Annotated in this window: 8 protein-coding genes; 7 read left to right on the top strand and 1 reads right to left on the bottom strand. The window is 46.3% G+C overall.

Annotation, left to right across the window (positions count from 1 at the left end; translation table 11 throughout):
* Positions 1 to 278: 278 nt before the first annotated feature.
* The gene (purL, locus tag OL444_RS30120) at positions 279 to 2,501 is read left to right on the top strand and encodes a phosphoribosylformylglycinamidine synthase subunit PurL (RefSeq protein ID WP_264727111.1); all 2,223 of its coding nucleotides are present in this window, start codon (positions 279 to 281) and stop codon (positions 2,499 to 2,501) included.
* Between the two features lie 662 nt (positions 2,502 to 3,163).
* Here purL and OL444_RS30115 read toward each other — a convergent pair.
* Positions 3,164 to 4,405, bottom strand: a complete 1,242-nt coding sequence (locus tag OL444_RS30115; protein ID WP_264727113.1) for an aminotransferase class I/II-fold pyridoxal phosphate-dependent enzyme — start codon at positions 4,403 to 4,405, stop codon at positions 3,164 to 3,166.
* 172 nt (positions 4,406 to 4,577) lie between these two features.
* Here OL444_RS30115 and pafA point away from each other — a divergent pair, with 172 nt between their 5' ends.
* The 6 genes from pafA (at position 4,578) to OL444_RS30085 (ending at position 13,010) form a co-directional block, all read left to right on the top strand.
* The gene (gene pafA, locus OL444_RS30110; RefSeq protein ID WP_264727115.1) at positions 4,578 to 6,248 is read left to right on the top strand and encodes an alkaline phosphatase PafA; all 1,671 of its coding nucleotides are present in this window, start codon (positions 4,578 to 4,580) and stop codon (positions 6,246 to 6,248) included.
* Between the two features lie 111 nt (positions 6,249 to 6,359).
* Positions 6,360 to 7,190, top strand: a complete 831-nt coding sequence (locus OL444_RS30105; RefSeq protein ID WP_264727117.1) for an enoyl-CoA hydratase/isomerase family protein — start codon at positions 6,360 to 6,362, stop codon at positions 7,188 to 7,190.
* 45 nt (positions 7,191 to 7,235) lie between these two features.
* Positions 7,236 to 7,883, top strand: coding sequence for a hypothetical protein (locus tag OL444_RS30100; protein WP_264727118.1), 648 nt, complete (start codon positions 7,236 to 7,238; stop codon positions 7,881 to 7,883).
* Positions 7,884 to 7,983: 100 nt separating this feature from the next.
* Complete coding sequence (locus OL444_RS30095; protein ID WP_264727120.1) at positions 7,984 to 8,562, top strand: RNA polymerase sigma-70 factor; 579 nt, start codon at positions 7,984 to 7,986, stop codon at positions 8,560 to 8,562.
* An 82-nt stretch (positions 8,563 to 8,644) separates the two neighbouring features.
* Positions 8,645 to 9,610 carry a FecR family protein gene (locus tag OL444_RS30090; RefSeq protein WP_264727122.1) on the top strand — a complete coding sequence of 322 codons (966 nt, stop codon included), beginning with the start codon at positions 8,645 to 8,647 and terminating at the stop codon, positions 9,608 to 9,610.
* Between the two features lie 34 nt (positions 9,611 to 9,644).
* Entirely contained in the window at positions 9,645 to 13,010 is a 3,366-nt protein-coding gene (locus OL444_RS30085) for a SusC/RagA family TonB-linked outer membrane protein (RefSeq protein WP_264727124.1), read from the top strand.
* The last annotated feature ends 8 nt before the right edge of the window (positions 13,011 to 13,018 follow it).

The following is a 13,018-nucleotide window of genomic DNA, read 5'->3' as shown; positions in this document are numbered from 1 at the left end:
TTACACAAAAGAACGCAACCCGCTCTATAAATGCAAATTTTTTGTTCAGATTAACCAAAAAATTACATTTATCTGTTTTAAAAGGATGTTTTTTTACGTTTTCGTTAAATAATTTGGGGTGGGTAGTGTTAAAACTGATAGATTAAAAAATTAATAATATGTTTCGGCAGACATAAATATTCCTCCCGTTTCCTTCCCCGGTAACCTCTTGGCATTTGCAGGAAAATCATGTAGGTTTGCACTTCTTTTTAATTACTCGTTTTTTTATACTTAAATACATGCAAACCACCGTAGAAATTGCTGAACAGCTAGGACTTACCGCTGACGAGTTTGAACGAATTAAATCCATCTTAGGCCGCACACCCAATTTTACAGAACTGAGCATGTACTCAGTAATGTGGAGTGAGCACTGCTCTTACAAAAATTCTATCGTCTGGCTCAAAACCCTGCCCCGCGAAGGCGATCGCCTGTTGGTGAAAGCTGGTGAAGAAAATGCCGGTCTGGTAGATATCGGTGATGGCTACGCAGTGGTATTTAAGATAGAATCCCACAACCACCCGTCTGCTATCGAGCCTTTCCAGGGCGCTGCAACAGGTGTAGGCGGTATTCACCGTGATATCTTTACAATGGGTGCCCGTCCTATCGCTGCACTCAACTCCTTGCGCTTCGGTAATATCAACGATAAAAAAACACAACACCTGGTAAAAGGTATTGTTCATGGTATCGGCCACTATGGTAACTGCTTCGGCGTTCCTACCGTAGGTGGTGAAACCTATTTCGAAGACTGCTACGGTACCAACCCGCTGGTAAACGCGATGAGCGTAGGTATCGTGAAAGTAGGACAAACCGTTTCCGCTACTTCCCACGGTGAAGGCAACCCTGTTTTCATTGTAGGTTCTGCTACCGGTAAAGACGGTATCGGTGGTGCTTCTTTCGCTTCTGCCAACATCACGGAAGACAGCGTGGAAGACTTACCAGCAGTACAGGTAGGAGATCCTTTCCAGGAAAAGAAATTGCTGGAAGCCTGCCTCGAAATCATCAAAACAAACGCCATCGTAGGGATGCAGGATATGGGCGCTGCCGGTATCACCTGCTCTACTGCAGAAATGAGCGCGAAAGGCGAACATGGTATGAACATCTGGCTGGATAAAGTACCTACCCGCCAGGAAAACATGAAAGCATGGGAAATGCTGCTGAGCGAAAGCCAGGAGCGTATGCTGATTGTCGTGAAAAAAGGACAGGAAAAAGAAATCCTCGATATCTTCGAAAAATGGGATCTGCACTGCGTGCAAATCGGTGAAGTAACCAAAGATACCAACCTGAAGTTCTATATGAACGGAGAACTGGAAGCAGATGTTCCTGCCGAAAGTATGGTACTGGGCGGCGGCGCACCACAATATCACCGTGCTTACACTGAACCTGCTTACTTCCAGAAAATAAAAGCATTCGATATTCAGAACGTAACCGATACCACTAATGCCCGCTTCGTGGCAGAAAGAATCGTAGCGCTGCCGAATATCGCTTCCAAACGCTGGATCTACAACCAGTACGACAGCATGGTAGGTACTGCCAACGCTACTACCAATGCACCAAGTGATGCACCGGTAGTACTCATTAAAGGCTCCAAAAAAGCCCTGGCAATGACTACTGACTGTAACAGCCGCTATGTATATGCCGATCCGCATAAAGGTGGTCAGATTGCCGTAGCGGAAGCTGCACGTAACATCGTTTGCTCCGGTGGTGAACCCGTTGCGATTACCAACTGTCTGAACTTCGGTAACCCTTACGATCCGGAAGTATACTACCAGTTTGTACACGCTGTACAAGGTATGGGTGAAGCCTGCCGTAAATTCAATACCCCGGTAACCGGCGGTAACGTGAGCTTCTACAACCAGTCTCCTGATGGCGCGGTATACCCTACACCAACCATTGGTATGGTGGGTATCCTGGACAGCATGGACCAACGTATCACCCTGGACTTCAAAGAAGCCGGTGACCTGGTATACTTGATTGGCCGCAGCCGCAACGATATCAACAGTTCAGAATACCTGCACAAAATCATTGGTATCGAATTCAGCCCGGCTCCGCATTTCAACCTAGATGAAGAACATCACCTGCAACAAGCGATCGCTAAACTGAATAAAGCAGGACTGATCCAGTCTGCACACGATGTGAGCGAAGGTGGTTTGTTCATCACCATGCTGGAAAGCTCCATGCCGAAAGGTCTGGGCTTCGACATGCATCTGAACGCGAAATACCGTAAAGATGCTTACCTGTTTGGTGAAAGCCAAAGCCGTGTAGTGGTAACCGTTAAACCGGCAGATAAAGAGCAATTCGAAGCCTTGCTGCATGGTCTGGTAGATGCTTCTGAAGTATCTGTACGCCACGAACAGATCGGTATGGTAACCGGTGATCACGTACGCGTGAACAACGAAGACTGGGGTACTGTCAGCAGCTGGAAAAAAATATATGATACCGCTGTGGAAGAATACCTGAAATAAGGCATCACACAACTATATATCAAAGCGAAATAATGAGCATTCCCTGCTTGTTATTTCGCTTTGGTCATTTAAGGCTTCCCGGTGGCCGGAACACGAAATAACCATGCCCACGAAAGTGCTATGTCGTTTTATCGCACTATAGCCGGCGCCTTGTCCAGCGCATAGGTGGCCGGCTGATGCCGGTAACTGCTGCAAAGCAGCTACAGTCGTATGAAGACTCATTTCTGTCGTCGGAAAAATGAGAAAATGGATGGCATGTTGATTTCTGATGACGTTTCCCGGCAGTCGAAAATCTTTAACATCCTGTTAACGAAATGGCATTTTTGTGTTATAGAATCTTGCAAAATGTAACATATTTTTGATAAGAATCAAATGCAAACGATTCCTTAATTAAAGATAGACCATCCATATAAGATACTTGGAATCACTTGGTTATTCCAAATTCTATGAAAACCAATTGTTCTCTACCATGTCCTAATGAAATCTAGTGAAAATTTACACCTAGTGAAAGAACGATTTGTAGTAAGGGCTGAGTAAAATCAGCCCTTTTGTATTTTATCACAATAGCAGCGTATATTACTAATACCCGCCTTTTCCCATTTTCAATAAAAAAGCCTCCCCATGAAACAGGGAGGCTTTTAGCTTTTTTATTTCCAGGTATCCTATACCATTGGAATCTCTGCTACCTGGTACACTTTCTGGTCCAGTTTCGCTTTGGTTTCACTGAATGCTTTCAGCGTCAGTTCAATATCTTCATCATTATGCGCTGCTGTTGGAATCAGGCGGTAAATGATCTGGCCTTTCGGAATAACCGGATATACCACGATAGAGCAGAAAATATTGTAGTTCTCACGCAGATCCAGGCACATCGCTGTAGCTTCCGGAATATCACCCTGCAGGTAGATAGGCGTTACCGGAGAATTGGTTCTGCCGATATTAAAACCACGCTCTTTCAGCCCGTTTTGCAGTTTATTTACATTATCCCACAGTTTTGCTTTCATTTCCGGATGCTGGCGCATCAGCTGTACCCTTTTCAGGTGGCCGATAACGATAGGCAAAGGAATGGATTTAGCAAAGATCTGGGAGCGCATGTTGTAACGCAGGAAATTGATAATGGCTTTCTCTCCACTCATGAAAGCACCGATAGAAGCACCGGACTTCGCAAAAGTGTTGAACAGCAGGTCAATTTTATCCTGAACACCCTGTTCTTCACCCGTACCGGCGCCTGTTTTACCCATAGTACCAAAACCATGTGCATCATCTACCAGTAAACGGAATTCGTATTTGTCTTTCAGGGCAGCAATTTCTTTCAGTTTACCCTGGTCACCGGCCATACCAAACACCCCTTCCGTTACCACCAGAATACCACCACCATTGGTTTTAGCCAGTTCAGTAGCACGACGCATCTGCTTTTCGAAATCTTCTATGTCATTATGCTTGAAAACATAACGTTTGCCCGGGTGTAACCGAAGACCATCCAGGATACTGGCGTGGCATTCTGCATCGTATACAATTACGTCCCTGCGGCCGCAGATAGCATCAATCGCACTCATGATACCCTGGTAACCATAGTTCAGTAAGGTCGTATCTTCTTTGCCCATGTAATCCGATAACTCTTTCTCCAGCTGCTCATGATAGTTGGTGTTACCGCTCATCATGCGGGCTCCCATCGGGGAAGCCAGTCCAAAGTCGGCGGCAGCCTGAGCGTCTGTAGCACGTACTTCCGGGTGGTTCGCTAACCCCAGATAGTTGTTCAGGCTCCAAACGATCTTTTCATTACCCCGGAATTTCATGCGGGGACCTATTTCACCTTCCAGTTTAGGAAATGCGAAGTAGCCATGGGCTCTGTCTGAATGTTCCCCGATAGGGCCCATATGTTTCAGCAGTTTCTCGAAAATATCCATACGCTATATTATGTAATGGTTAATTGCTTTCAATAAAAACGGCCACAAAGGTATTAAAATATTAGTTTCTGTAAACTTGGTTTACATTTGTCCACATCTTTTGCAATTACAGCTATGAAACACCGGTCCTTTACCGGAAATTACACGGAACATTTAAAATAATTACAATCTGATGAAACGGAACTACCTTTTAACAGCCGCACTATTAATGATTGCTCCGGCTGTTTGGGCTCAAAAAGCAACCTCTCCGGCGGCATTCAACCACCAGGCTGCCTCCAAACCCACTAAAGCAACTTCCAGGCCTAAATTAGTAGTAGGCGTGGTGGTAGACCAGATGCGCTGGGATTACCTGTACCGCTACGGCAACAGATACACTGCCGGTGGCTTTAAAAGATTATTGCAGGACGGTTTCTCCTGCGAAAATACCCTGATTAACTATACCCCTACCATCACTGCCTGCGGCCATACCTGCGTGTATACCGGCTCCGTACCTGCGGTACACGGCATTATCGGTAATACCTGGTACAGCCCCATTATCGGACGTACCATGTATTGTGCAGAAGATACCACTGTGACTACCGTGGGAAGCACTTCTGCCGCCGGTAAAATGAGTCCGCGCAACATGCTGGTAACCACCATTGGTGATGAGCTGCGGTTATCCAACAATTTTCAAAGCAAAGTAGTAGGTGTAGCGATTAAAGACCGCGGCGCCATCCTGCCTGCCGGACATAGCGCCAACGCTGCTTTCTGGTATGATGGCAGCACCGGCAACTGGGTGACCAGCACCTACTATATGAATGAACTGCCAACATGGGCACAGGAATTCAATAACCAGAAATATCCACAGCAATACCTCAGCAAGCCGTGGACGACCCTGTATCCGCTGTCTACCTACACCCTCAGCACAGCAGATGAAAAACCATATGAAGGCCATTACAAAAACGGCGTAAACAACAGCTCTTTTCCGCATGACCTGAGCAGCATTGCCAATGGTACTATTGCCGCTTCTCCTTTTGGTAACACCATGACACTGGAATTTGCCAAAAAAGCGATGGAAGCCTATAGCCTGGGTAAAGGCAGCGTAACCGATTTCCTGGCTATCAGCCTCTCTTCTACCGATTACGTAGGTCACCAGTTCGGACCTAACTCCATCGAAGCAGAAGATACCTACCTGCGTTTAGACCAGGATCTGGCTACCCTTTTCCAGTACCTGGATGCCAAAGTAGGAAAAGGACAATACCTGTTCTTCATCACTGCCGACCATGGCGTCGCTCACGTACCCGGCTTCATGGAAGAAAATAAATTACCGGGAGGTACCTGGGATGACCGCGCAGCTATGAATGACCTGAACAAACAGGTAGCTGCTAAATTTGGTGTAAATAATGCGATCAAGGCGGTAGATAACTATCAGTTCTGGATGAATCATGATGCAATTGCTACGGCGGGTAAAAGTGAAGCAGACATCCAGCAGTTTATCATTGCTGAACTGCTGAAATCTCCGGCTATCGCAAATGCTTTCCCAATCGCCCATTTGATGACCACCACCTTGCCGGAACCAATGCGTCGGATGATGAGCAACGGTTTTAATGCAAAAAGAAGCGGTGATATCCAGATCGCACTCACACCAGGTTATATCGATGGCGGTAAAACCGGTACTACTCACGGTTTATGGTACCCTTATGATGCACACATCCCGCTGGTATGGATGGGATGGGGCATTCACCCGGGTAAAACCAACCGTACGGTAGGTATGACCGATATTTCACCTACCCTCGCTGCACTGCTGCACATACAGATGCCTAGCGGTAATGTGGGACAGGTGATTGAAGAGATCACAAAATAGGTGTGTTTTTTTTCTTAGATTGCCACCTAAAGCCATAAAATCAGTTGCGCATTACAGGGTAGATAACTCGGGAGAGCATAACAAATGATCTTTTTGACTATCTTCCCGGTAATGCGTAATTTTTGTGGGGTAGATGCCTGGTTAAATTATCAATTCTTTATCATGGACTTCTCTTTTCTACAATATAATGTGGCGGAACGCGTTGCTATTATAACGCTCAACCGCCCTGAAAAAAGGAACGCACTGAATGGATTATTTGTAGCCGAATTACGGCAGGCATTTAAAAAGGCGGCAGCAGATGAAGGAGTAAAAGTAATTGTAGTAAAAGGAAACGGAGAAGCTTTCTGTGCCGGCGCAGACCTGGAGTATCTGCAACAGCTGCAAACAAATACCTATGAAGAAAACCTGGCCGATTCCCGGGAACTCATGCAGCTGTTCCAGGAAATTTATCAGTTGAATAAAGTAGTCATTGCCCAGGTAGAAGGACATGCCATCGCAGGTGGATGCGGATTGGTAACCCTCTGTGATCTCAGTTATGTGGTACCGGAAGCAATGATGGGATATACAGAAGTGAAAATAGGATTTATCCCGGCCCTCGTAGCCGTATTCCTGGTACGCAAAATAGGAGAGGGACGTGCAAGGGAGCTGTTATTGACCGGTAAGTTGTTTACTGCCGAAAAAGCCGCGCAGCATGGTTTGATTACCGCTGTAGTGCCAGCCGCAGAAATAGCAGCGCATGTAGCAAAAGTGGCCGCCAGCCTATGTAACGACACTTCTGCACACTCCCTGAACGTTACCAAACAATTGATTGGCACGGTGTTGGACCTTCCATTGTCAGAAGGGTTGGCGCACGCAGCTACACTGAATGCCCAAACCCGCGGACATGAGGATTGCAAACGGGGTATTGCCGCTTTTTTAAATAAAGAAAAATTGACCTGGTAGTTTGTTGAAATACACCAGCTGCCAGCCTGAATTAATACACCACATATGTCATACCGGTTGTTTTTGACGTTTATCTTTTTATGCCTTACCAGTTCCCTGCTGGCACAGCGTACTGTTTCCGATGCCAAGATTATCTATAAAATGGAATTGCCGCCGGAACAGCTCCAGATGGATGCGATGCTGGAAGGCAGCACCTTCACGCAGTACATGCGCGGCCCTTTGAGCCGTATTGATATGAACTTCAATATTGTACACTACACCTATCTGATCAACAGTAAAGAGGAATCCCTCACCACCCTCATCGATCAGCATGGCACCAAATATTTGATCCGTGCAGGTAAGGAACAATATGAAAAAGAACTGAAACAATACGAGAACATACAGTTCAGCGATCAGCCGGTCACCAAAAATATAGCCGGTTACGACTGCAGAAAAGCCATTGGCACCATGCCGGACGGACAAACCTTTGAGGTATTCTATGCCACCGATCTGGTACCGGAAAACAAACAGTATAACCGCCGTTTCGTCAACCTGAAAGGCATTCCCCTGGAATTTGAAATCGTGACAAAAACAGGCGCCAAAACACGGGTGATCGCTACTAAAGTAGAGTTGTTCCCGATTCCCGCTTCTTATTTTGATGTACCTAAAACAGGATATAAAATCGTTAGCCAGGAAGAATTAAAGAATATGTAGGCAGACTTAATAATGAGTTAATATACTGCTGCTAATTTTGCGCCTCTTGACACTTAAGCAGATTATTGTATTTTTAGTGATCAATGGAATTTCCTGCAGTATGAACAATGATGATAAGCTGATATGTGAACAGATCATACAGGGTAATCAACAAGCTTTCCGGCTCCTGTATCAACGGTACAGGAACCTTGTATATGGCTATACCATCAAACTTACTACCGCCGCAGATGTAGCAGAAGAAGCCGTACAGGAAATCTTTATGAAGATCTGGATCAACCGCGCTACCCTGGACCCGGCACGTTCTCTGGAGGCATACCTCTACAAATCCACCCGCAACTTTGTATTCAACTATCTGAAAAAAGCATTGCACGACGAAAAAATACGTCGGCATTTCTTTGAGTCTACTCCACAAACGGCTGTACCCACTGATAAAATACTGCTGGTAAAGGAACTGGAAATCATCCGTTCCCGTGCTATCAGCAGCCTGCCACCGCAGCGGCAGCTCATCTTCCGGCTAAGCCGCATCAATGGACTCAGCAACCAGGAAATAGCCGTGCAGCTGGGGATTTCCGGCAATACCGTGAAAGATCAGCTGGTAAAGGCTTCCAAAGCCATCAAAGTATATATGATCAAACACGCGGAACTGGCCGTCGCACTGGCCATGGTAGCATTATCCTGATTATCATCTCCCGAAAAAAATATTTTTTCTTCACCGATCGTACATTACCTCCCGACGATTGTATTACTTATTACAGGTACTTATGGCAGACAAGCAACATATCCGGAAACTGTTTATAAAGCTGGCGGCAGGAACCTGTACGCCTGCTGAAAAGGCGCAGTTAAAGGAATACCTGGACACGGCCACTTCGGACGAAGCCTTGCCCCTGATCAGCGACCTTGAAAACCAGGATAGCTGGCCGGAAATGCCGGCAGCGCAGGCCGACGCCGTGCTGGAAAATATATTGGCTGCGGATGCACCGGCAGATAACGTCGTGTATAAACGCTTTCCTGTATGGCGGATAGCCGCTGCCGTTACCATCCTGATGGTACTGGCAGCCGTTACCTACTGGATCGTGCAACCCGGTGCTGCTGGTACTTTGTATAAAAATGAAGGAATGGCGGTACGTACCATCACCTTACCGGATGGTACAGTTGTACAGCTGAACAAAGGCGCCGTATTACAGGTGGCCGCCGGCTTCAATAAAAAAACCAGAACCGTGCAGCTGAACGGAGAAGCCTTCTTTTCTGTGGCGCCTGCTGCTGGTAAAGTGTTTACGGTAACAGCCGGAAATGACCTGCAGATAAAGGTATTGGGTACTGAATTCAATGTATGCACCACACCCGGACATACACAGGTTGTACTCAACAAAGGCAGTGTGAAAGTGGAAATGGCCGCAGCACCTCCTATGTTACTGCAGCCAGGGGAAATGGCCAGCCTGGATAAAAAGAGCCGGTTGCTGCGTAAGGAAAAAGCAGATACCCTCTTCTTTACTGCCTGGAAAAATAATTTCAGGGCATTTAAAAATGAAAAACTGTCAGCTGTTGCAAGCTATATAAAAACACACTACGGCTATACGCTGGTATTTGAGCAGATAACGCCTGCCGACCTGTATTTCACCGGATATTTATCGTCAACAGATCCGGACAAAGCGATGGAAACACTGGAGCAGTCATTTAATTTGAAAAGAACAATGAAAGCAGATTCAATTTTTTTACATAAACAGTAATCACATCCCGGTTTAATTTAATCAACCATCACCCATGAGAAAACTACGATTCGGCGTCGCCATGATGCTGGGGTATGCTATTGCCAGTACTCCCGCTTATGCTGCTACGCAAAAAACAGTAGAAAGTTTATATCCTCAGGCAGATGACATGCCGCTCAGTATTTTTTTGAGTAATCTGGAAGCTAATATGGGCGTGCGCTTTAGCTATAATGCCGCTTTGCTGAAAGATAAAAAAATCAGCCCGCAGCAACAGGATAATATCCGGGCCAAAGGTATCGACCCGGCACTGAATATGTACCTGCAACCTTTTGGTCTGACAGCCGTTAAAACCAGCGACCGGTTTTATGTGATCAAGTCTGCTGTGGTTCCACCAGTACCGGCGACCAGCAAGTCGGCAGATAATTTGACTACCGCAGTAGTAGCAGCACAAACCGTACAAGGCACGGTAACGGATGCGGCTACCGGTACGCCTTTACCAGGTGTAACTGTGCATGTCAAAGGTACTGCCACCGGCGCGGTAACTACTGCCAACGGTACTTTTGTGATCCGCGAAGTACCGGAAAATGCTATACTGGTATTTAGTTTTATCGGTTATCAGCAACAGGAAATCACACTCAACAACCGTACGCAACTGCAGGTATCCCTGGTAGAAGAAAAAAGGGCATTGAGTGAAGTGGTGGTAACGGCACTGGGTATTAAACGCGAAGAAAAATCACTGGGTTATGCCGTACAGAAAATAGGAGGCGATGCTGTACAAACCGTAAAGGGCGTAGATATTGCTACATCACTTACCGGTAAAGTATCGGGGTTGGTGGTGAAAAACAGCACGGAATTTTTTGAGAAGCCTACCCTGGAATTAAGAGGCGAAAATCCGTTGCTGGTAATAGATGGTATTCCTTATGCTTCCATGTCTTTACGCGATATCAGCCCGGATGATATTCAAAGTATGGATGTGCTGAAAGGCGCTACGGCAGCAGCATTATATGGTGCCCGTGGTGGTAATGGTGCGATTATTATCGTCACCAAAAAAGGAGCAGACAGCAAAGGTCTCACCGTAACAGTCAATAGTAACACCATGTTTGCAGCAGGCTTTCTGGCTTTACCCAAAGTACAGACTGCCTACAGCGCCGGCCTGAATGGTAATTACAGTCCTACGGATTATGTGTGGGGCGCCCGGCTGGATGCCGGCGTGATGGCTGATCAATGGAATCCGCTGACCAAACAAATGGAAAACGCGGAACTGACGTCTAAAGGAAAAAACAACCTCCAGCATTTCCTGGAGCCGGGACTGGTCACCAACAACAACGTGAGTGTGGCGCAAACCGGCGAGCATGGCAGCTTCCGGGCATCATTGTCGCATGTGTACAACAAAGGACAATACCCCAACGCCAAACTGAATATGACTACTTTCACCCTGGGCGGAGAACTGAAAGTAAGTGATAAATTCACGATGGAGAGCCATATGGGATACAACAAGCGTATCACACCACAGGTAAATGGAAAAGGCTATAACGACCAGGGATATATTTATAATCTCCTCATGTGGACAGGCCCCGAGTATGATATCCGCGACTACCGCGATTACTGGCTGGTACCACACGAAAAACAAAACTGGAACTACAATGCCTGGTACGACAACCCTTACCTGATGGCTTACGAAAAGCTGAATGGTATCGACCAGAATATGCTGAATGCAAGTCTTTCTGCTTCCTATAAAATTTTCAAAGGCGCCAAACTGATGCTGCGTAGCGGGTTGGATTATTACAACAACAATGAAACCAAACGTAATCCGATTGGCATCAATGCTACCCGTGGCTGGAATGCGAAAGGGATGTATATGAAAGACAATAAATCTGGTTATAGTATTAACAATGACCTGTTGTTCAGCATCGAAAGAAAAGTGGGTGATTTTAATATAGATGGATTAGCTGGTGGTACGATTTATTTTCTGCGTGATGAAAGGCTGAAAGCCACTACCCGTAACGGTATTTCGGTACCCGGATTTTATTCACTCGCTGCTTCTGTAGAACGGCCGGATGTGGATTTCTATACCTATAAAAAACAGGTGAACAGCTTGTTCGGAAAGGTCACCGTGAACTGGAAAAATAAAATCTTTGCCGATGTAACCGGTCGTAACGACTGGACTTCTACTTTACCTGCTGCTACCCGTTCCTATTTTTACCCTTCAGTAGGTAGTAGTGTGGTAATGTCTGAATTTATCAAACTGCCTAATTGGTTTGACTTCTGGAAGGTGCGTGGTTCCTGGGCCGTATCCAAAGTGGACCTGGGTATTTATGCCAACAACACTTTGTATAATACCACAGTAGGCGACTGGGGCGGCAACAATTCTGCGTCCTATCCCAGAACCATTATCAACAATAATATTAAGCCACGTACGGAACGTACCTGGGAAGTGGGTACGGCAGCGTATTTCATGAAAAAACGTTTACGCGCCGACGTTACCTACTATAACAAATACATTTATAACGTACAGCAGAAATCACTGATATCCCAGGCTGCCGGATTTGATACCGCATTGGTGAATATCAATGAAACATATGTACGGAGAGGGCTGGAAGTAACCCTGGATGCAACGCCGGTACAGCGCAAAAACTTCCAGTGGGATGTAACCCTGAACTGGTCTGCTTCTCATCAGTATTATAAATCACTGGATGCGGTGCGTTCCAAAGACAACCTGTGGACGCGGGTAGGTAGCAGAACAGATGCCTATGCAGATACCGATTGGTTAAAAGATGGCGCTGGTAACCTGATTATCCGTGGCGCTGGTTTACCTGTGAGAAGCGATTATCAGTCCCGCCTCGGTTACAAAGATCCCAGCTGGGTATGGGGCCTGACCAACAGCTTCCGTTACCGCAATTTCACTTTTACCGTTGGGTTGGATGGCAGGGTAGGTGGTATCCTGTATAACTATATCTATGATAAATTGTGGGATACCGGTTCTCATCCTGATTCAGATAACTCCTGGCGTTATGATGAAGTAGTGAATAAAAACAAATCTTTTGTAGCAGATGGAGTGAAGATCATATCCGGTAGTGTGGATTATGATAAGTATGGTAATATCCTGAAAGATGACCGGGTATATGCTGCCAATGATAAAAATGTTTCCTACCAGATGTATGCCCGCAAATTCCGCGGCGGCACCGCTGCCGGTACGCAGGATGCGACTTTCATCAAGGTGCGGGAACTGTCGGTAGCTTACCGGGTACCGGCTGCGCTGGCCCGTCGTGTAGGTGCCCGTTCTGCTGCAGTAGCCCTGACCGGACAGAATGTTTTCCTCTGGACCAAGGCCTATAAATTTGCCGATCCGGATGGCGCCAGTGATGATGTAACGTCGCCGGCTGTACGATATGTAGGCGTGGATTTTAAACTTACTTTTTAACCAGCATT

The organism is Chitinophaga nivalis (assembly GCF_025989125.1).
In the GTDB taxonomy this organism is placed as follows: domain Bacteria; phylum Bacteroidota; class Bacteroidia; order Chitinophagales; family Chitinophagaceae; genus Chitinophaga; species Chitinophaga nivalis.
The sequence above is the reverse complement of the archived record's forward strand: the minus strand, read 5'-3'. Positions and strand labels throughout refer to the sequence as shown.